Source organism: Candidatus Schekmanbacteria bacterium (assembly GCA_016219965.1).
Classification (GTDB): domain Bacteria; phylum Schekmanbacteria; class GWA2-38-11; order GWA2-38-11; family J061; genus JACRJM01.
In genome coordinates, this window is the sequence record JACRJM010000004.1 from 337,750 (window position 1) to 359,226 (window position 21,477).

Sequence of the window (21,477 nt, forward strand, 5' to 3'; positions counted from 1 at the left end):
TTATCTTGCATACTCAATTGCCCTTGTTTCTCTTATAGCAGTAACCTTAATCTGTCCGGGATAAGAAAGCTCCTTTTCTATCTTCTTAGCTATATTCCTGGCCAGCATGTAAGTTTCATCATCGGAGAGGTCAGAATTATTAACTATTATCCTGATCTCACGTCCTGCCTGTATAGCGAATGATTTTTCAACACCTTTAAAGGAGTAGGCTATTTCTTCCAGCTTCTCCAGGCGTTTGATATAAGATTCCAGCATCTCTCTCCTTGCTCCGGGTCTTGCAGCAGAAAGTGCATCTCCTGCCTGTACAAGGATAGCTTCAAGGCTTTGAGGTGAGGCTTCTTCATGATGGGCCTGAATGGCATTAACGACGATTGATGACTCACCAAACTTCTGAGCCATTTCTGCTCCAATAATAGCGTGCGAACCCTCTATCTCATGGTCAATAGCCTTGCCTATATCATGAAGAAGACCAACCCTCTTTGCGAGTGTTGAGTCCAGTCCCAGCTCTGACGCCATCATACTGCAAAGTGAAGCAACTTCCTTAGAATGTTCGAGAACATTCTGTGCGTAGCTTGTCCTATATTTCAGCCTGCCGAGCTGCTTTACAAGCTCATTGTTTAGTCCGTGTATCCCAAGGAGAAAACATGCCTGTTCTCCTTCCTTTTTTATATCTTCATTTACTTCATCCTGTACCTTCTTGATGATTTCTTCGATTTTTCCCGGATGAATCCTTCCGTCACTTATAAGTTTCTCAAGAGTCCTCTTTGCAACCTCTCTTTTTACCGGATCATGGGCAGAAAGGATTACTGCTTCAGGAGTGTCGTCGATTATAAGATCAACCCCTGTTGCTATTTCGAAGGCCCTAATATTGCGTCCCTCTCTTCCTATTATTCTTCCCTTCATTTCATCAGATGGCAGGTCAACTACCGACACTGTTGTTTCGGCAACATACTCTGACGCTGTTCTCTGGATAACCGTCGCTATTATTTCCCTTGCTTTTCTTGCCGCATTTTCCTTTGCGTCGTCGTCAATTTTCCTTACGAATTTCATTGCTTCATGCTCAGCCTCTTCCTTTATGCTGTCTATAAGCATCTTTTTTGCATCTGAGGCGCTTAACCCGGAGATCTTTTCAAGCCTTCTTTTACATTCGAAAGTCACTGTATTAAGATTTTCCTCAGCTTTTTTCAGTTCGTCTTTCTTTGACAGGATCTCTTTTTCCTTGGATTGAATATCAAGATCTTTCTTCGCGAGGAAATCTATCTTCCTGTCAATATTCTCTTCTTTCTGTATCAATCTTTTTTCAAGTATCTGGAGCTCTTTCTTCTGCTCCCTTGTTTCTTTCTCAAAGTCACTCCTTGCCTTTATGGCTATCTCTTTTGCTTCAATCTTGCTTTCTTTGACGACTGATTCTGCTTCTCTCTTTGCTTCCTTTATTATTTTTTCAGTTTCTTGTTTTGATGCTTCGAGACTGCTTTCCAATTTTTTCCTGTTTGTAAAATAAAACAGGCAGGAAACTGCAATCCCGGCGATTACTCCGATTGCAAGAAATATATACTGAATATACTGGTCCACTAATTTCCTCCTATCAGCTTTAATTGATTGATTTGTGTTTGAGACTGCAATTAATAGTCCTTTTTTCAGTTACTATCAGATCCACATTGATGTCGTGAGGATCTGACGGGAGTGTGTCCAATATCTGAAAATCGAAGGCTATGCCGCATATTGTAGTTCTCTCCGGGGCGGGAGAAAAAAAACGATCAAAATACCCGCCACCGAACCCTATCCTTGTTCCTGTTATATCAAGGGCCAGGGATGGTACTATGGCAAAATCTATATGACTCTTTACCCCGAGTTTTTTCAGCAAAGTTTTTGGTTCCATTATTCCATGATATCCCTTCTCCAATTCGCTATGAAAGGATTTTAAATAATAGAACTCAATCCCTTTGTTTCCCGGATTGACTTTAGGAATTACCACTTTTTTCCCCATATCCAAAAGCTTTAATATAAGTTTTTCAGTTTGAACTTCTTCCGGTTTTGCAATGTAACAAGCTATAATATCAGCTTTCTTCAGTATGCTGAGTTTGAGGACTTTATTACATATTTCATCTGAAAGCTTTACTCGTTCCCCATAGTCTAAGTCTAATCTCAGCTGCTTCATTGCAGTCCGTATGTTTTTTTTGCCAGATTGCAAATTAAATATTCCCAATAAACTATTTTACTCTGGATGATAAGATGTAATAAACAGCAGGTAGAAAAAGTAGGAAGAAAATTAAGCAGACCAGTTTTGTGTTAAATCTGGTATGCAAATAAAGGTGAGAGAAATTAGTCCTTTGCGAAATTTCTTCAATTCTGTTCGCAAAGTCAAATCACTGTTTATATTGATTAAAATCTCCAACTTTTTTATCACCTTTTTTTAATAATAATTTTCTTCAAATCTATTTCACGTCTTTCTTCACCTGCAGGGATTTTATCTTATCCTCTTCTTAAAAATTGTTTCTGTTTTTTTTGGATTATCCCTGTAATTGTCATTCAAATTCCTTAATATTCTTGTTAATCAAGTCCAGAAGAGCGGCAGTCCTTTCATCACCTGCTTGTGCTTTCTGGTTAAGTTCTTTTCTTGCATTGAAAAGTTCTTCGGCAATTTGAAGCGATGCAAGTACAGCAACCTTGAAAGAGTCTATTATATTTGCTCCGCTTGAAATACCCTTCATTTTTTCATCAACATAGGATGCAACATCCATAAGATATTTATGGTCTCCTTCATACATCAATGTGTATGTTTTGCCAAAAATATCTACCTGTATTTCTTTTTTGTTTAAAATACTGTTTTCCATCTGCGCTATTTAAATTATGTTTTCAATATCCTGCAGTATTTTTTCTATATTTGATTTTACCATATTTTTTTCATTTAGCAAAATTTCTTTTTCTTTTTCAACGGCAAGCAGCTTTTCCTTAAATCCGTTATTGCTGGAGATATCGTTTTCATGTTTGGCTATTACTCTTTTAAGACTTTCTATCTCTTCCTTCAACCTCACTGTTTCCTCTTTGTAATTATTTGCAACATCGATTAATTTTTTTACCTTTTCTTCTAAAAGTTCTATTTGTTGCATTTTTCAGGAAACTCCTTCATGTAAGTGTTTGATTGTTTTAATCATAAAAAAATAAATCTGACAAGCGAGAACAGAGATACAAAAATGTTTCTGTTCTCTTAACTTCAATAAGTTAACCTTAAATTATTGAGGCAATAATATAGGAGGGGAATCAAAAGTCAAGATGCAGCTGAACATATGTACGACAACCATCTGGAAGCGTGCTATGTTCGTATATAGAAGAAATTTAAACAAATATGAAATTGTTTGGTCTGAGATTTGTGTATTCTTGCGGAATGCCAGGCTAGGATCAGCTTCTGATTTCAGCTTTTAAATCTTTCTCAAGGGAATTCAGTATTGATTTCATGGTTTCTGATATTTCCTGATCAGTCAGAGTATTTTCTTTTCCTCGGAATGTAAGAGAAAAGGCCAGGCTTTTTTTACCATCTGCAACCGGTTTGCCTTTATAAAGGTCAAACAGAGTAACTGCCTCGAGAATTTTACCCCCTGCATCCGCTATACACTGCATAATCTTTTTGGATGAGATGTTATCTGGAACAACAACTGCGATATCCCTGTAGGAGGGAGGAATTTTGGAAAGGGGAGAGAACTTTATTAAGCTCCTGTCGGGAAACTCAATAGAGTCAAGATCTATTTCAAAAATATATGCGGGTGCTTTCAATTCAAACAACTCAATTAAATCTTTGCTTATTTTCCCTGCAAATCCGCATTTAGTCCCGTTAACGATTATGTCTGCAGATTCAGCAATGGAGAGAAACTGTATGTTGTGAGTGAATGGCTCAAATTTTATATGTATTCCTCTGGCATCTGCTAATGTTTCAATAGCCCCTTTAAGGTCAAAAAAATCTGCATCCCGTGGCTTTTCCAGCCAGCTTGCAGAAGATGCTTTACCGCTTATTAGAGCTGAAAGATAAAGACGCTCATTCGGAAGATCAGCTGCACTGTCAGGGAGATAGACTTTTCCTGTTTCAAAAATCCTGAGGTCAGGATTATATCTTTTTGTATTTAATGAGGCGGTTAAAATTAATCCTGCTAAAAGTGATGTACGCATGATGCTCTGCTCTTCAGAAAGCGGATTTTTTATTGAAACTGCTTTTTCACTATCAATCCCAAGTTTTGCGGCATCTGAAGGATTGATAAAGCTGAAGTTTATGACTTCATTAAATCCCATTCTAACGAGCTCTGATTTTAGTTTTCTGGCTGCTGTCCGCCGGTTATCTTCTTTTCCAATTAGTTCTGATGTTATAACCGGGCTAAGGGATGGTATCTTTTCATAGCCGTTTATCCTTGCTACTTCTTCTATTATGTCAGTTTCATTTTCTATGTCATGTCTGTAGGAAGAAGGAGAGACACTCAATCCGCCTTCGTTTTGAGTTTTTACCTGCATTCCAAGATTTTGAAGAATGCTCATGATTTTTTCCCGCTGTATCTTAATACCGAGAATGCTGCTTAATCTTTCATCACGAAGGTGGATAAATTTGCTCTGATGTTTTTTTATAGTTTCCCCCACTATTCCTGAGCAGATTTTCCCCCCTGCAAGCATAGCGGCCATTTGGGATACCCGGTCAGATGCGAATTCAAGAATTTCAGGATCTGCTCCTCTTTCAAACCGGTATGATGCTTCTGTTGAGAGTGAAAGAGCTTTTGATGTTCTTCGTATGCTGGAAGGGATGAAATATGCGCTTTCTATAAGTATGTCAGAGGTTCTATCCGTAACTTCAGTATCTTTTCCTCCCATTACTCCTGCTATGGCAATACCCCCTTTTTCGTCGGCTATTAAAAGCATTCCTTCGCTGAGTTTTCTTTCAGTACCGTCAAGGGTAACAATCGTTTCGCCTTCTCTTGATCTTCGAACAATTATCTTTTTGCCTTTTATGGTATTACAGTCAAAGGCGTGCAAAGGATGGCCTGTTTCTATCAGCACGTAGTTTGTGGTATCAACTATGTTGTTAATACTCCTTATCCCTGATGCTTTAAGCCGGCGCTGCATCCATGAAGGAGATTTTTCAACTTTAATATTTTTTATTACCCTGCCTGTATACGAAGTGCAAAGATCCGGTGCTTCTATAGTGATAGATATGAATTCAGATGACCTTAACCCGATTTCGGGAAGCTTGATTTTGTTGAGTTTCAGACTGTTTCCTGTCAGGGCAGCTACTTCCCTTGCTATACCGATTATGCTGAGGCAGTCAGGCCTGTTTGGAGTAACTGCGACTTCCATTATGGCATCTTCAGTCTCAATATGTTCCGATGCTTTTTCTCCTGGTTTAATGGAGTCAGAAAGAATAATTATCCCCGATGATTCATCTACTAGCCCAAGGTCTTCCTCAGAGCAGAACATGCCGCAGGAATCTACTCCCAATATGGTTATCTTTTCGACTTTTTTCTTGCTGCCTAATTGCGTTCCCGGAGATACAAAGGCAACTTTTGCATGCATTGATATGTTAGGTGCCCCAGATACAACTGTAACGGTTTCGTTCCCTGTGTTTATTTTGCATATTTTAAGTTTTTCTGATGATGGATGCGGTTCTATTGAAACTATCTCTGCTACGAGAATATTCCTGCTGATATTCTGCGCCTGCCATGCAATCTCTTCCACTTCAAGGCCGGCCATGGTTATCCGCTTTGCCAGTTCATTATTGTCAAAAGGAATATCAACAAACTCTCTTAACCACTTGCATGATACTTTCATTTTATCCCAGCCTGAAACTGTTTTAAGAATCTTATATCGTTTTCATAGAACAACCTTATGTCGTCGATTCCATATTTAAGCATCGTGATTCTCTCTACGCCCATACCAAATGCAAAACCGGTGTATTTGTTTTTATCGTAACCAACGATATCAAAAATATTTGGATGTACCATCCCGCAGCCTAAAATTTCAATCCACCCTGAATTCTTACATACCCTGCATCCGGAACCGCCGCATATTACGCATGAAACATCAACTTCTGCACTGGGTTCAGTGAAAGGGAAAAAGCTTGGTCTGAACCTTATTTTAGTCCCTTTGCCGAAAATCCTGCGAAAAAAGAATTCAAGAGTTCCTTTTAGATCTGCAAATGAAACATTATTGTCTACATAGAATCCCTCTACCTGATGAAACATAGGCGTGTGCGATATATCGGCATCCCTTCTGAAAACCTTTCCCGGCGCAAGAATCCTTATTGGAGGTTTCTTTTTCAAATAGGTCCTTATCTGGACAGGCGAAGTATGTGTTCTTAAAAGAACGTCATTTTTTATGTAAAAAGTATCCTGCATATCTCTGGCAGGATGATCTGCCGGCATGTTAAGAGCCTCGAAATTGTAGTAATCAAGCTCAACCTCGGGTCCTTCTTCTGTTACAAATCCAATATCACCGAAAATATTCACGATCTCTTCCATTACAATAGATATGGGGTGAAGGCTTCCTGAAGGGAGTGTTCTGCCGGGGAGTGTAATATCTATTGCAGATTTCTTTTCAGATTCTTCTATCTGACGTTTTCTGATTTCGGAACTTAGTTTGTCGATTTGTTCTGATGCACTGTTTTTAAGCTGGTTGACAAGACTTCCTATAGTCCGCTTTTCGTCATCAGAAAGATTCTTAAGTGATTTTAAAAGCTCGGTTATTCTGCCTTTTCTTCCCAGGTACTTTACCCGAAGTTTTTCAATCTCTTCTTCAGAGCCTACCTGCTTTAATTCTTTGTCAAATTCCTCTGAAAGCTGCTTTACAAGTTTTTCCATATTTTAAAGTCCCGCGGAAGGTAAACAAAGGCTAAAACAATTAGCCTTCATCTTGAAATTGGGAAAATATTTTATCCGAAATGATGCTGAAAAGCCAAATAAAAAAAATGAAAAATCAGTTTCCTGATGCTGTTTTGGCAGTTTCAACAATTTTTGTAAATGCTGACGGGTCTTTTATCGCTATCTCTGCAAGCATCTTCCGGTCTATTTCTACATTTGTTTTTTTAAGCCCGTTCATCAGTTTGCTGTAGCTTATCCCGTTTATTCTTGCGGCAGCATTAATTCTGGTTATCCAGAGTTGTCTGAAATCCCTTTTCCGCACTTTTCTGTCGCGGTAAGAGTATGTTAAGCTTTTTAAAAGCTGTTCTGCTGCCTTTGCATAAGCACTGCTTTTAGTGTTCCAGTACCCCTTGGCAAGCTTTAACAGCTTGTTTCTTCTACGTCTTGTTTTAAAACCACCTTTTGCTCTCGGCATCTTATGCCCTCTCCAACTCTTTTAGTTGTAAGGTATCATCATCTTAACATTTTTTGCTTCAGTTGATGACACTAAATTGTTTTTTCTCAAGCCTCTTTTTCTTTTCCTTGTTTTGCTTGTAAGTATATGACTTCCATAGGCAGTGTGTCTTTTCACCTTGCCTGATGCTGTCAATTTAAACCTTTTCGCCGCTGATTTTTTAGTTTTCAGTTTAGGCATTATTATTTATCTCCTGAAAGACGGTCTATATAGAAGAAAATACTCATAAAAGTCAAGCGGAAAAGTTTTTATTATATGCTTTTTGCCTGGAAAGATATTTATTTTCTTACTATGACTTTATTCTGAAAAGCTTCTATATTAAATGATGGATATTATTTTTTCGGAGCGAGTACCATTATTATTTGTTTTCCTTCTACAACCGGAGGTTGTTCGACTGCCGCAATATCCTGCAGCTCTTCCGCTATTTTATTCAATATTTCAATACCCCTGTCCAGGAGTACCATTTCGCGTCCATAAAGCGACAACCTCACTTTTGCTTTATTCCCGTCGGCAAGAAACCTTTCGATATGTTTTTCCTTGAACTCGATGTCATGTTTTTCTGTTTTAAGCTTAAGCTTTATTTCCTTTACAAGGATTACCTTCTGCTTTTTCTTTGCTTCGTGCTGTTTCTTTTTCTGCCTGAATTTGTGTTTTCCATAATCAACTATCTTACATACGGGTGGAACTGCATCAGGCGATATCTCGACAAGGTCCAATCCTTCGTCTTCAGCCATTTTGATTGCAACGCTGGGAGAAAAAATTCCCATTTGTTCTCCGCTTGAAGAAATCAACCTCACTTCCTTTGCAGTTATCATCTGGTTAATTCTTACTTTATCAACTTCTCTGGAATATTTTTTGATGTTATACACCTCCTTAATTAAGGGTTAATCATTTTCTTTTTAATATTATCTTTAACTTTTTCTATAAAGTCATCAATTGACATTGTTCCCGGTGTTGCACCTCCTCTAAGTCTTAGAGAAACATTTCCCTCTTCCATCTCTTTTTTCCCGATTATAAGCATATAGGGGACTTTAGCTAACTGCGCCTCTCTTATCTTAAAGGAAATCTTTTCATTTCTGAGATCGAGCTGACAGCGTATTTCGTTGGTTTTAAGCATCTGCTCTATTTTTACAGCATATTCATCTACAGCATCGGTCACTGTCATGATTTTAACCTGCGTAGGGGAAAGCCATACTGGAAAAGCTCCGGCAAAATGCTCGATGAGAACCCCCATGAATCTTTCCATCGCACCTAGAATTACCCTGTGGAGCATTGCCGGCCTTTTGTAGGTGCCATCGCTCGCCACATAGGTAAGGTCGAATCTCTCTGGTAATGTGAAGTCGCATTGTATTGTGGCGCACTGCCATGACCTGCCGAGTGCATCTTTGAGCTTAATATCTATTTTCGGACCATAGAAAGCACCTTCACCTTCACATATTTCATAGGAAAGATTCTTCGCCTTCAATGCCCCTTTGAGGGCAGAGGTAGCTTTCTCCCATGTTTCATCTGATCCTATGGATTTTCCCGGTCTTGTGCTTATTTCGAGATGGTACTCGAATCCGAATATTTTCATTACGTCGTCTACAAAATCAAGTATTGCAACTATTTCACTTTCAAGCTGTTCCGGCATGCAAAGTATATGTGCATCGTCCTGTGTGAATCCTCTCACTCTCATAAGGCCATGAAGTACGCCTGAACGTTCATGCCGATGGACAGTCCCTAGTTCGAAAAGTCTAAGAGGGAGGTCACGGTAGCTTCTTAGCTTAGACTTATAAACAAGCATGTGGGCAAGGCAGTTCATTGGCTTAATGCCATATTCCTGCTCGTCTATTTTTGTGAAATACATCATTTCCCGGTAGTTGTCGTAGTGGCCGGATTTCTTCCACATGTCGAGCTTTAATATCTGCGGGCCTATTACCAGCTGGTATCCACGCTTCAAATGTTCTCTCTTTTCGAAGTCTTCAAGGACGTGTCTCAGTAAAGCTCCATTGGGAAGGTAGATTACCAAGCCTGCCCCTACATCATCGCTTATTGTAAAAAGATCAAGCTCTTTTCCTAGTTTTCTGTGGTCCCGCTTTTTTGCTTCTTCAAGGAAGTTCAGATATTTTTCAAGGGCTTCTTTTGTGGGGAACACGGTTCCGTAAATACGCTGGAGCATCTTATTTTTTTCATCCCCGCGCCAGTACGCTCCGGCAGAACTCAGAAGTTTAAAGAATTTTACTGATGAAGTAGCCGGAATATGCGGACCACGGCAAAGGTCTATAAAGCTTCCCTGCTGATAGAGAGATACTGTGTCGTCTTCGATTTCATTAATGATTTCAACTTTGTAATTTTCTCCTTTGCCTCTGAAGTGCTGTAAGGCATCTTCTTTTTTACTGATATTTTTTGCAAAAGGAATGTTACTCTTTATAATTTCCGACATTTTTGACTCTATTTTTGCAATATCTTCGGGCGTAAAAGCTTCATCCTTCTCAAAGTCATAATAAAAACCGGTTTCTATTGCAGGGCCTATAGCAACCTTTGTGCCAGGAAACAACTCCGTTACAGCCTGTGCCATTACATGAGATGTACTGTGACGTAGAATCTCTATTCCTTCCTCAGAGTCTGCTGTAATAAGGGAAATTTCAGAATTTCCTTCGGGAATATATGAAAGATCATATAGGTTGCCCTCAATCCGACAGGCAACTACATTTTTTAAAAGCTTGGGATTCTGTGTGGTAAGTATTTCCAGAATTGATTTTCCCTGAGGAGCCCTGACCTTTTTCCCGTCAAGCAAAGATATTTCGATTTCCATCATAAACTGCTTATCTCTTCCATTTCCTCCATGGATCCCCTCTGATCTAATCACCTTATATGTAAAATTTCTGTTATGATCTGTTTGCTTTTAGGCACGAGGGGTTTCGAACCCCTGACCTCTGCCGTGTCAAGGCAGCGCTCTCCCGCTGAGCTACGCGCCTGAAAATCGACATTTTTATACTAAAGACGAGTGTAAATGTCTATAAGATTTTTTGAAGTTATTTCCCGCAGCCAATTCCTATGTCAAAGATATCAATGTTTTTAAGAACCATTTTATAGTGGCTGCCATCAGGATTCATTACCTTTATCTCATGGAAACTATAACCTCCATTCCTATCGACCCATAATGATGTTATTCTCCCATCGTTCAATACACATGGAGAGTTGTCGTTAGGAAAATCCACGCTGATAAGTACCGGTTCTTCAGATCCGGGAGAAAGTTTCCAGATTTGCTGTCCATTCCAGCTTGATTCAAATATAATACTTCCGTCTGATACATAGTCCGGATGGTGAAGGGCATTATCACCTGAGTCTACGTACCCTGCAGGGATATCGTCAGGTGTGATAACTACTTTGAAGTCAGAACCATCAGTTGAGACTTCGCATATTGAGGTTCCGGGTGCTCCGTAAGGCCCGTCGCCGCCGTCGAAGACTACTTTTTCCCCATCATTCGAAATAGCAGGCTGCGTATTGAAATCATATGGGGAATCTTCTGTGAGAAGGACAGGGGTTTTCCATCTGCTCTTACTGGATTTACGGGAAACCGCCCATAAATCACGCGTGTGTGGCCCGCTGTCACCAGAGTAGATTATAAGATTGCCTGACGAGGCAACAACATTGAATCCGTCAGTGTGTATAACATCTCCATTGACCTTAACAGCATTTCCAGATTTCACTTTACTGTCAACAATAGAAAGGCAAGCCCATCCAATACAGTCAGGCTCAAAGCGTTCAGAATTTAATACTAGCCACTTGCCATTGGGTGATACATTAAGTCTGTTATCATTGTTTCCTTCAGCTATACTGTCAAGTGCCTTGCTTATGTTTTTGGGTTTTGCACCTTTTTTTGCTTTAATCCTGTAAACTTGCCCATTGGAAAGAGAGTATGTAATATAGCTGTCGGATTTGTTTCTGAGACTATTTTTATCTGCTGAGGCTTGATTTGAGAACAGTATGGCAGTAATCAAAATTGCCACACTAAGAAATTTCATGTCGCTCGTCCTTTTTTGAAGTATTGATTTGGTACCAATAAAATAGAACATTCTTAAAAATAAATCGAGGTAATATACCATTTTTGAGTGCTTTATCCTAATATCGGTTTACCATAGTTCTTATATGGATAAAAATCTGTATCATTTGTCTCAATCGGTTCCTCATATATATTCAATTCAATATGTTCAGTATCAGTTCTTCTTGACATTGATTGTAAATTTGCTAAAGAAACCCACGCTATTCAGTAAACAGTGAACATATCTATGGAGTTTAGGAGGCTTTAAATGATTTCAACTGCAGATTTCAGAAAAGGGATGAAGCTCAAGCTTGATGAAGGGCTATTTGAGATTGTCGATATTCAGCACACCAAGATGGCGCGAAGAGGTGCAACGATAAGAGCTAAACTGAAGAACATAAGAACCGGAGCCGTAATTGAAAGGGTTTACAACTCAGGCGAAAAATTTGATGTCCCGGATTTTGAACAGAAGCCTGTCCAATATCTTTATACTGATTCTGGACAATACCATTTTATGGTTATTGAAAATTATGATCAGTTTCACCTTTCAGAAAATGAAGTAGGAGAGAACAAATGGTTTCTGAAGGAGGGTGACCAGTGCAGTGTTCTTTTCTTCGAAGGGAATCCTATAAGTCTCGATATTCCTCTTAATGTTGTAATGAAAGTAGTAGAAACAGAACCTGCCATAAAAGGCGATACTGTAAGTAATGTTACCAAAAGTGCAACACTTGAATCAGGTTTGGTAGTAAAGGTTCCCCTGTTTATAAAAGAGGGAGACAAACTGAAAATTGATACGAGGTCTAAAGAATATATTAGTAGAGAGTAGTTATTAAAATCTTTTAATCGTTGCACCGGTATACATTTTAATAAACCTCAGCCATTCTTGCAGCATAGCGTCTTGTCCTTTTTTAATGACTGAACTTACAGCGAACTGAAATGTTACTCCGCTTTTAAAGGATGCAGCTATCTGCCCAAGGGCTGCCGGAGTATAATTGGATTCGATGTAATCAACGAAGGAAAGGGCCAGCAGTCTGTAAATACGTTTCTTTTCTTTGTCCTGTGGAAGAGAGTAAAGAGATAATACTTCCGAAAGTCTGGAGATTTCCGCTATTCGTTGCAGGGATACTCCTTCATTTGACAGATCTAATGAACCGGAAATTTTTAAAGCTGTTCCTTCATAGAGCAGATTCCCGGCAGGCAAATCAGAATAATTAGAAAAAATATTTTTAGCTACAAGGTATTTAAGCCTGGATTTTAGTACACTGTTATGAATATCTATCGAATCTCCGGACAAGATGATCTGATTCGCATAACCCGGAGCATCATATATATTATCGCTGTTAAGGTTTATAGCATCTGGCGAGGAAGTTAAATAAAGCAAAACCTTATTGTTTACTGTGAACTGATAGTAGAATTTAAGCTGATTAACGGTCTCCCCACATGTAGAGTAGATAAAGTCCTCTGTAAGCTTATTTGTCTCTTTATCTGATTTTATAGAAGCTATCGTTTTTCCGTATTCAAGCATTGAACTGCCGATACCTGTGGCATTTTCAATTCTTTTTCTGAGGCTATCTAAATTAGGATTAACAGGATTGAGCAAAAAAGCCTTTTCCATAAGATCGTAAGCTTTTTCGATATTTCCGTTCTCAAGAGCAGTGCTTCCGATGACAACGAGGAAATCAGGATCATTTTCAAAGACAGACATATAATTTTCAAGGAATGAAATGGCTTCTTCAGATTTTCCCTCGAGAAGATAGGTATTAGCCTTGGCCAGGATAATATCTTTTTTTGGAGCTATATTGATTGCAAGATCATAATACTTATGAGCTTCAATGAAGTTTCTGTTGTTGGTCATTTTAAGTCCCATGAGTATATATACCTGCTGAAGACTTTCTTCAGCTTCTTCTGTTTTTCTGATTTCAAGGGCTTTCTGTATAGAAGATACTGCGTCTTCAAGGTTCCCGTTCTGAAAAAGAAGAAGACCCTTCCTGTATTCGAGTTCATAGCGCTCATCGAAAGCAAAGCTCCCATCTTTGTTTTCTGTTGCTGACCCTTCCGGAGATACTCCCGGCAACTGTTGGGTATTTGTCTCCCTTTTGATTGATGGGACAGAAGGGAGATTTGGAGATGTGAGGGTAGGTGAGGATGGTGCGCCGGCATTGCGGGATTTTCTAATTGCAAATGGATTATACCAGAAATAAACCATTATTATTATAACTATGATGCTTATGGTTATATTTCCTGCGAGATTTTTTATTTTAATAGGATGACGTTTCCTGTTCATATAGAGGTTTGGGTTTAGAGTTAGAGGTTATCTAACCTTGAATCCGAAGAACTCCAGTAAATATGCTACTATTGCAGTGGCGGAGATTAATATCAATACCTGAAGAGGGTACCCAAGAAGAAATGTATATATTTGGCTCCAGTAATAGGTCAGGTAGTTCCCAACATCGTTTAAGGTTTCATCTTTAATATATAGATAACCGGCACCTGCCATAAGGGATGAAATAAAATCAAGTGCAAGAAGTATAATAAGAAAACCTTTTGAACTTCTCAAAATTAATCCAGCCTTTATTTATTGGGCTTACAGTATTTCTTTCATTCCAGTTTTTTTTAGATGTTCTACAGCCTGTTTTGCATCCTGCGATTTGCCTCTGCCGCAGACAAACACCTTGTTTTCTGATTTTACAACAATAAGGTCCTTTACGCCAAGCAGTACGATGGATCCTTCGGAACTGAATACAATACAGTTTTCAGAATTGATGAAATGATTTTTTCCGCGTGAAACATTGCGTGACTTGTCTTTAGGATAAATATTTTCAAGAGCATCCCAGCTTCCAATATCTGTCCAGTTCATCGCTGACGGGATAACCATTGTTTTTTGAGATTTCTCAAGTATGGCATAATCGATCGAAATGTTCTCGATTTTTTTGTATTCTCTTGAAATCACTTCATTGTACTTTACGGTTCCTATGGATTTCTTGATTTTCTCAAGAGAGATGAAAAGATCAGGGCAATGCTCGGCAAATTCCATCATTATTGTTGAGGCTCTCCATCCAAAGATACCGCTGTTCCAGAAATAATTTCCGGATTTGATGAATTTACGTGCCTTTTGGACAGATGGTTTTTCGGTGAATTCCTTAACTTTATGTACGTCATAGCTTCGGACTTTTTTTATTACTGCTCCTGCCCTGATATAACCGTAACCTGTTTCCGGGTAAAGAGGTTTGAATCCGATTGTATATAACCCGTCAATTCTTTTCATCGTGCCTAGCATGGCTTTTAAGGTCGAGCGCAATATATGTGGTTCCCTGATAATATGGTCAGAAGGGATAATCGTACAATCTGCGTCGCCGGAACGTGACAGAATGTGGATTGCTGCAAGACCTATGCAGGGAGCAGTATTCTTCCCCTCAGGCTCGCAGATTATATTTTCTGCCGGAAGTTGCGGAAGCTGCTTTCTGGCAATAGCCTGATGATTTCTGTTGGTTATAACTAAGATATTTTTCCTGTCAAAAAGCGGTTCTACTCTTTTTACAGTTGTCTGGAGAAGGCTCTCTTCTCCAATCAGGGTTAAGAACTGCTTGGGTGTATCTCCGGTGCTTAACGGCCAGAAACGGGTTCCTTTGCCGCCTGCCATTATAACTGCATAAGCATCACTCATTATCTCTCTACCAGTTCGGTAAGTATTCCAGCCGAGCTTTTAGGGTGTATGAATGCGATCTTAGTGCCGTGAAGCCCGTTTCGCGGTGTTTTATCTATAAGAGAAACACCCTGATTCTCAAGATCTGCAAGGGCAGCCCTGATATCATCAACCTCATAAGCTATGTGATGAATACCTTCCCCCTTTTTTTCAATGAACTTCTTAATAGGGCTTTCATCGCTGATTGCTTCTAATACTTCTATTTTTGATTCGCCTATCTGGAATGCCATGACTCTTACTTTTTGCGATTCTATTATTTCAACGTCGTAGGGTTTGAGGCTTAGTATTTCCGAAAAGAAATTCCCTGCGCTTTCGATACTGTTTACTGCTATACCAATGTGATCTATCCGGTTAAGTTTCACGCCAAACTCCAGGTTAAGTCGCAGATTAAAGGCTGCCTTTGCTTCATATTGTTAAAACTTCTTTGTATTCTCCAAAAACCTTTTTCAGGCATCCGGAGATTTCCCCAAGAGTTGAGTAATTTCTTACGGCATTTAATATTGCTGGCATAAGGTTGGAGCTTCCTTTAGCGCATCTTTCTATCTCTGTAAGTGCGGATTCAACTTTCTTGTTATCTCTCCTGCTTCTTAACGCTGAAAGACGGGCCCTCTGTTTTTCTTCTATCTGAGGGTTTACTTTGAGTATATTTACCTTAGGCTCTTCCTTTATGGTAAATTCGTTTACACCTACTATGATCTGCTTTTTATTTTCTATGCTTTTCTGATAATTATAGGCGCTGTCCTGAATCTCTTTCTGAATAAATCCTGCTTCAATGGCTCTCAACACACCGCCCATATCGTCTATTTTTTTGATGTAATCCATTGCCCTGGATTCAATTTCGCTCGTAATGGATTCAACTGCATATGACCCGCCGGCAGGATCAACCGTGTTGGTGACACCTGATTCGTAGGCGATTATCTGCTGGGTGCGAAGGGCAATACGGACAGCTTCCTCGGTAGGAAGTGCAAGTGCTTCGTCCATGGAATTAGTATGAAGGGATTGAGTCCCGCCCAGCACTGCTGCAAGCGCCTGGATTGTTACACGCACTATATTCGTGTATGGCTGCTGGGCAGTAAGGGTGCATCCGGCTGTCTGGGTATGGAACCTCAGCATGCAGGAGCGGGCATCTTTTGCCCCGAAACGCTCTTTCATTATTTTTGCCCAAAGCCTGCGGGCTGCGCGGAACTTGGCTATTTCTTCAATGAAATTGTTGTGCACGTTGAAAAAGAAGGATAGACGCGGTGCAAATATATCTACATCAAGACCTGCTTTAATCGCGGCATCAACATAAGCAATTCCGTCTGCAAGCGTGAATGCAACCTCCTGGACCGCAGACGAGCCTGCCTCCCTTATATGGTATCCGCTGATGCTGATGGTATTGAACTTTGGCAGGGTGTCCTTGCAAAAGGAAAAAATGTCGGTAATGATCCTCATCGATTGTGCTGGCGGGAATATATAAGTCCCGCGGGCAACGTATTCTTTCAATATGTCATTCTGGATGGTCCCTGAAATATTGCCTGCGCTTACTCCCTGTTTTTCAGCAACAGCCATGTACATGGCAAGAAGGATGCTTGCAGTGGCATTTATAGTCATTGATGTGCTTACTTTATCAAGAGGGATCTCATTGAAAAGTATTTCCATGTCTTCCAGCGAATCAATGGCAACCCCGACTTTCCCTACCTCTCCTTTGGACATTTGGTGGTCGGAATCATAACCCATCTGGGTAGGCAGATCGAAAGCAATGCTAAGCCCTGTCTGCCCGTGGTCAAGCAGGTAGCGGTACCTTTTGTTGGATTCCTCCGCGTCACCGAACCCTGCATACTGCCTCATTGTCCAGAGACGCCCGCGGTACATTGTCTCCTGTATCCCTCTGGTGAATGGAAAGCTTCCGGGTTCTCCGATATTTTGGTCATAATCTATGGCTTCTGAATCAATGGGGGTATAAAGAAGTTTTATGGGTATATGGGACGTTGTATTGCGCGGCGTAAGAAGATCTTTCTGCTTGCTTTTATTTATTTTACCTTCCCATTTATCAAGTCGTTTTTTTATCTCATCTATATCATCAGGCACTTTATTATTTCTCCTTTCTGCGTCTTTATGTTATTGCAAATCATTAAATTTTGTATATTAAAGAAAAAGCCCAGTCAAGGGATGAATATGATTTGCGGGTGCAAACCCAATAGTCCTAAAAAACTTATATATGAAAAATCTCCCGGTTTATTCCGGGGGACTTCATTGTAAAAATTTAAAAATAATTGCAGGTCTGATGACTGATAAAAGGTTAAATGCTACAAGTACGATTGCTGCGGTTATACTTTTGTTTACTGCATGTTTTATCCTTTACAGGACGTCCCTTAAGGTTCCCTTTCTTTTCGATGATCTGCTTTTCATTTCCTCTAATAGCAGCAGTAACTGGGGTATAAGTGTTTTTTTTCATAATATGGGGATATTTATTTCCAGGCCATTGCTTGGATTAAGCTTTGCCGCGAATTATGAGATATCCAGGAATTCACCGGCAGGCTTTCATATAGGCAATCTGATCATTCATTCTATAAACTGTTCGCTGATATTTTTTGTTCTGAAGAAACTGTTAAGAACAACATATGGTGAACTTACGATTCTTAATAAGAACATCGTGTCTTTTTCAGGGGCTTTGTTTTTTCTTGTACATCCACTCGCCACGGAATCTGTAACCTATGTTTCCGGCAGGTCGTCACTCCTTTATACCATGTTTCTCCTTTTGTCAGTGCTGCTTTACATTTCATTTGAAGAAAACAAAGGTGAATGGAAATGGTTCTTCTATGGTTTCTCTTTGTTGGCATATGTTGCTTCTCTGGCAAGCAAGGAGATAGCGGCCATATGTCCTTTGATACTCATTGCGGTTATTTTCTTTTTTCTTTTGAGAGATAATAAGAAGTTAAATCTTATTCCAATACTTCCGTTCTTTTTTATTCCAATCGCGACTGTCCTTTTAAGGAAGGCTTCACTTTTAAGCGGGGCCAGCCCTGATGGAACTTCAAGAAATATAATAGTTCAGCTTATGACAGAAATATACGTATTGGCTGAATCTGTTTTCAAGGTGTTATTCCCTGTTAATCTTAATTTCGATCCTGATTATTCAGACATCACAACGCCCATTGATTCGGGATTTTTTATTGGACTCATTGTTTTAACTTTCATGATTGCAGCAGTGTTTTATGTGAGAAAGAAAAATCCTTTTATTGTGTTTTCAATTTTATTTTTTTTGATCTCTTTTTCGCCGCATCTTTTTATACGTCTGCGTGACTACATGTCAGAACGCTGGCTTTATTTCCCTCTCATTTCTGTTTCATTTTTAATTGCCGGCATATTGGCAACAACGTCAGGAAAGAACCAGGCCAGAGGTTTTGTTAAATATTCCCCTGCGGCTATTATCTTTGTAGTTATTGTCATTTTCTCCGCTTTGACTTTAAGCCGTCTGGAAGTGTGGCAGAGCGCTGATCTGATATGGACTGATACGGTAAAAAAATCCCCGGGAAAATTTCGTGTTCATGCAAATCTGGGGCATGTATTCTTAAGAGAAGAAAAGTTCCCTGAAGCTGAGAAAGAGCTTCTAAAGGCTATCAATATAAACAAGGAATATGCGGAAGTACATTATGATCTGGCCCAGGTATACAGCAATTTAGGCAAAGATGAATTAGCCTATGCGGAGTACGGGAATGCCTTAAAGTACATGACATATTACGATGACCCGGCTTATTCTGTTTATTATAACTCTATGATAAACATGGGTGTTATCTCTTTTAAGAATGGTGACAAGCAAAAAGCCATGGAATTATTTTCAAATGCAATTAAGCTGGACAACCGGTATCCGCAGGCATTCAATAATCTCGGGATAGTCTTTATGAACATGGGGGACATGGAAAAGGCTGAACTTAATTTCCTGATGGCTCTAAACAGAGACCCCAAATATGCAATGGCGTATTATAACCTTGCCGACGTGTATATAAAAGAAGGACGAAATGATGAAGCTGCAGAGATATTGAAAAAGGTAAAGTCCGTTAAACCTGATTAATCTTTACTCCATGTTATTCCCCGGTAACCTGAACGGGTATTTCTGTAGCGAAGCGTTTCCGGCTCAATTTTAATTACCCTGTAATTAAAATCCGGGGAAAGTCTGGATTCATCTATTTTCATTATCTTCAGGCATTCACGGAATTTTGCAGGTGTTGACTTTCTGGAATAAACTGTTGCCTTTCCCCATATTTGCAGGCCCTTTGCTCCAAAAAAATCTTTCTTAGGGGCATACGGTGAGGCTATTGATGCTGCGACTTTTTTATTTTTGCTGAGGTTTACGAATTTTCCGCCTCCCTCTGAAAACATATAAATTATGAGACCGTCATGCTTATACTCTATGGGAGTGACTCTAGGGACATCACGGTAAGTTGTACCAAGATGAAGAACGTTATTTTTATCCAGATAGCGGACAACCTCTTTCTCAAAATCTTCCGTAGTGATTTTTTCCTTTAATGTGATTCCATTTTTTTTGAGTATATCTCGGAGTTTTTCTGAGAATTTCGGGACATTTATCTTTGGCATAATCTCATCCTTTTGGAAAAGGTTAATACTGGGGGACTAGGATTTGAACCTAGATAGACAGATTCAGAGTCTGCAGTCCTACCATTAGACGATCCCCCAAAGGCATTAAAAATTGTGGGCAGTTTATAAGATAGCAAAGCCTTTTTGTCAATCACTCTAATATATGTTCTATTAAGTTGTTTCCGGTATCTTCCAGATGATTAATACGGTTTTCTCTCCAAAATGGTCATACTCAGGAGAACGGTAGATTTCATCTGACCGTTTAAATTTGATTGTCCCGCCCGGGACATTGTAAAGATGGCTGAAACTTGTAAATATGTAATTGTCATATTTGCCGCTTCTTATTTCCGGATTGTTCCAGAATGCATGGTGCACAAAATATTTTATTTTTTTATCATGTATGTATTTTTGAAATTCCCTTCTTTTTAAATAGTCCTGCAACTCGAAATTATTTATAACACCATCGATATTAATAACCTTTCTCTCGGAAAAATAGGCAATTATACCTGCATCTTCCAGCATGAAGATATCATCTTTACCCGTATTTTCCTTCATCCACAGGGCTTCCTTATAGCATTCATACTGTAATTGGTTATCGATTGACCTTCTTATTGAGAAGACCTGAAATACTAAGGCTGACACTACGATCACGTATAATAATGATGTTTTGGCACTCTGTGGCAAGCTTATCTTAAAAGAATTCTTGAGAAAACTTTCGGCAATGCCTGTCAGCACAGGCAGGACAAGGATGAGAAATACTGTATATCCTGCAAAATGCCACCTGAATACAGCCCATTTCATGAAGAAAATCGTATCAAAGAAATGGATAACCACATAAAGGGCGAGTACTGTCAGGACAGCGCGGTAATCTTCGTCAGGGATAAACTTAGAAATACTGTTCTTATTGAAGAAAAGTGCTGCCAGAAAAGCAAATGCTATTATAACGATAATGAAAAATTCAGAGAACTGTATGACGTAATCCGGGTTAAATGTTGGAACAGGAAATGAATGTTTAAGGCTTCCGCTTATTGGGGTAAGATGTCCGAATGTAAAATAGTTCCATGCCAGATAAGGAAGCGGAATTAATGAAGCCGGGATGAATATGAGCAGAATTTTCTTAAACAGACCGGGTTTAATTAATTGAGAGTGGGTTCCCATGCTTCTTACAAATATGCCTGACAGAATATAAATGGCAGCAGATAACAGATAAAAGACAGAATCAAGCCTTGCGAGAAAAACTAAGGCAAGAATGATTCCAAACCAAATAAATTTTCCATTATCCTGCTGAGAAGTGAATATCCTGTTATTCAGGGCATAAGATGAAGAGATAAGGAGGAACAATATCAGAAGACCAGCTTCTAGTCCGTATTCTGTCTGGCTTAGGAAACGTGGCCACAGGAGAACAGAGAGACCTATAAGAGGGAAAGGCGAACCGAACCTGCTGTATAGGATTTTTCCAAAAAGAAAAAGAATTCCTCCGAGCAATATTACCTGCAATGTCATGACAAGGTGAATTGAAAGTTCCGCGCTTCCCTTTGTGAAGAAGAAAACAGGGAGTATGCATAACATCCAGAGCGGATGATAGCCATTGGTCAGGTTTATCCCGTCGAAAGTTGATATGCCTTCTGTTACTATGTAATGGGCAGTCTTAAAATAATAGAATGCATCATCAACAACCCTGCTGAGCAGGAAAGACATATCGAGCCATGAGAATAGCAGACGTACAGCCAGTGTGACTGATGCCAGTATTAAAAATGCCTTGTTATCTTTCAGGGGAATAGTCATTAGTGTTTTGACAGCTCTTAAAAGTCAGGGAATTATATCCTTA

The 21,477-nt window shown here is 39.4% G+C and carries 20 protein-coding genes and 2 tRNA genes; 2 read left to right on the plus strand and 20 right to left on the minus strand.

All coding sequences use genetic code 11. From position 1 onward, the window contains the following. The 12 genes from rny to HZA77_06915 form a co-directional block, all read right to left on the minus strand. Positions 1–1,572, minus strand: coding sequence for a ribonuclease Y (gene rny, locus HZA77_06860; protein MBI5375139.1), 1,572 nt, complete (start codon positions 1,570–1,572; stop codon positions 1–3). A 19-nt stretch (positions 1,573–1,591) separates the two neighbouring features. After that, positions 1,592–2,158 (minus strand): 5-formyltetrahydrofolate cyclo-ligase, encoded by a 567-nt coding sequence (locus HZA77_06865; protein MBI5375140.1) that lies wholly within the window; start codon positions 2,156–2,158, stop codon positions 1,592–1,594. 367 nt (positions 2,159–2,525) lie between these two features. Next, the gene (locus tag HZA77_06870; GenBank protein ID MBI5375141.1) at positions 2,526–2,834 is read right to left on the minus strand and encodes a cell division protein ZapA; all 309 of its coding nucleotides are present in this window, start codon (positions 2,832–2,834) and stop codon (positions 2,526–2,528) included. Between the two features lie 9 nt (positions 2,835–2,843). Continuing rightward, positions 2,844–3,110 carry a hypothetical protein gene (locus tag HZA77_06875; GenBank protein ID MBI5375142.1) on the minus strand — a complete coding sequence of 89 codons (267 nt, stop codon included), beginning with the start codon at positions 3,108–3,110 and terminating at the stop codon, positions 2,844–2,846. 289 nt (positions 3,111–3,399) lie between these two features. After that, positions 3,400–5,802: a phenylalanine--tRNA ligase subunit beta gene (locus HZA77_06880; GenBank protein ID MBI5375143.1), complete on the minus strand. Its 2,403-nt coding sequence runs from the start codon at positions 5,800–5,802 to the stop codon at positions 3,400–3,402. After that, a complete protein-coding gene (pheS, locus tag HZA77_06885) occupies positions 5,799–6,830 on the minus strand; it encodes a phenylalanine--tRNA ligase subunit alpha (protein MBI5375144.1) in 1,032 nt (343 codons plus the stop codon). Before pheS ends, HZA77_06880 begins: the two co-directional genes overlap by 4 nt. A 115-nt stretch (positions 6,831–6,945) precedes the next feature. Beyond that, positions 6,946–7,305 (minus strand): 50S ribosomal protein L20, encoded by a 360-nt coding sequence (gene rplT / locus HZA77_06890; GenBank protein ID MBI5375145.1) that lies wholly within the window; start codon positions 7,303–7,305, stop codon positions 6,946–6,948. Between the two features lie 21 nt (positions 7,306–7,326). Next, on the minus strand, positions 7,327–7,524 hold the full coding sequence (gene rpmI / locus HZA77_06895; GenBank protein MBI5375146.1) for a 50S ribosomal protein L35: 198 nt from the start codon (positions 7,522–7,524) through the stop codon (positions 7,327–7,329). 152 nt (positions 7,525–7,676) lie between these two features. Beyond that, a complete protein-coding gene (locus HZA77_06900; GenBank protein MBI5375147.1) occupies positions 7,677–8,159 on the minus strand; it encodes a translation initiation factor IF-3 in 483 nt (160 codons plus the stop codon). A gap of 62 nt (positions 8,160–8,221) precedes the next feature. Next, the gene (thrS, locus tag HZA77_06905) at positions 8,222–10,141 is read right to left on the minus strand and encodes a threonine--tRNA ligase (protein ID MBI5375148.1); all 1,920 of its coding nucleotides are present in this window, start codon (positions 10,139–10,141) and stop codon (positions 8,222–8,224) included. Positions 10,142–10,229: 88 nt separating this feature from the next. Further along, positions 10,230–10,301, minus strand: a tRNA-Val gene (locus HZA77_06910). A gap of 57 nt (positions 10,302–10,358) precedes the next feature. Next, positions 10,359–11,351 carry a hypothetical protein gene (locus tag HZA77_06915; GenBank protein ID MBI5375149.1) on the minus strand — a complete coding sequence of 331 codons (993 nt, stop codon included), beginning with the start codon at positions 11,349–11,351 and terminating at the stop codon, positions 10,359–10,361. A 285-nt stretch (positions 11,352–11,636) separates the two neighbouring features. On the opposite strand from HZA77_06915, the gene efp reads away from it, so the two are divergent. After that, the gene (efp, locus tag HZA77_06920) at positions 11,637–12,194 is read left to right on the plus strand and encodes an elongation factor P (GenBank protein MBI5375150.1); all 558 of its coding nucleotides are present in this window, start codon (positions 11,637–11,639) and stop codon (positions 12,192–12,194) included. 3 nt (positions 12,195–12,197) lie between these two features. Here efp and HZA77_06925 read toward each other — a convergent pair whose 3' ends face one another. Genes HZA77_06925 through HZA77_06945 form a run of 5 tightly spaced genes read right to left on the minus strand, consistent with a single transcriptional unit; the run spans position 12,198 to position 17,129 of the window. Then, on the minus strand, positions 12,198–13,652 hold the full coding sequence (locus tag HZA77_06925; GenBank protein ID MBI5375151.1) for a hypothetical protein: 1,455 nt from the start codon (positions 13,650–13,652) through the stop codon (positions 12,198–12,200). Between the two features lie 27 nt (positions 13,653–13,679). After that, positions 13,680–13,925, minus strand: coding sequence for a hypothetical protein (locus HZA77_06930; protein ID MBI5375152.1), 246 nt, complete (start codon positions 13,923–13,925; stop codon positions 13,680–13,682). Between the two features lie 27 nt (positions 13,926–13,952). Next, positions 13,953–15,032, minus strand: coding sequence for a mannose-1-phosphate guanylyltransferase (locus HZA77_06935; protein MBI5375153.1), 1,080 nt, complete (start codon positions 15,030–15,032; stop codon positions 13,953–13,955). Continuing rightward, the gene (mce, locus tag HZA77_06940; GenBank protein ID MBI5375154.1) at positions 15,032–15,433 is read right to left on the minus strand and encodes a methylmalonyl-CoA epimerase; all 402 of its coding nucleotides are present in this window, start codon (positions 15,431–15,433) and stop codon (positions 15,032–15,034) included. The genes HZA77_06935 and mce overlap by 1 nt, the downstream gene beginning before the upstream one ends. A 43-nt stretch (positions 15,434–15,476) precedes the next feature. Then, complete coding sequence (locus tag HZA77_06945) at positions 15,477–17,129, minus strand: methylmalonyl-CoA mutase family protein (GenBank protein ID MBI5375155.1); 1,653 nt, start codon at positions 17,127–17,129, stop codon at positions 15,477–15,479. Between the two features lie 208 nt (positions 17,130–17,337). On the opposite strand from HZA77_06945, the gene HZA77_06950 reads away from it, so the two are divergent. Further along, a complete protein-coding gene (locus tag HZA77_06950; GenBank protein ID MBI5375156.1) occupies positions 17,338–19,125 on the plus strand; it encodes a tetratricopeptide repeat protein in 1,788 nt (595 codons plus the stop codon). Here the strand turns inward: HZA77_06950 and HZA77_06955 are convergent. The 3 genes from HZA77_06955 to HZA77_06965 all read right to left on the minus strand — a co-directional run bounded on the left by HZA77_06955 (position 19,122) and on the right by HZA77_06965 (position 21,434). Further along, positions 19,122–19,649 (minus strand): pyridoxamine 5'-phosphate oxidase family protein, encoded by a 528-nt coding sequence (locus tag HZA77_06955; protein ID MBI5375157.1) that lies wholly within the window; start codon positions 19,647–19,649, stop codon positions 19,122–19,124. The genes HZA77_06950 and HZA77_06955 overlap by 4 nt on opposite strands. A 28-nt stretch (positions 19,650–19,677) precedes the next feature. Then, positions 19,678–19,748 (minus strand) — tRNA-Gln (locus tag HZA77_06960). Positions 19,749–19,820: 72 nt separating this feature from the next. Then, positions 19,821–21,434: a hypothetical protein gene (locus HZA77_06965; protein MBI5375158.1), complete on the minus strand. Its 1,614-nt coding sequence runs from the start codon at positions 21,432–21,434 to the stop codon at positions 19,821–19,823. Positions 21,435–21,477: the final 43 nt, after the last annotated feature.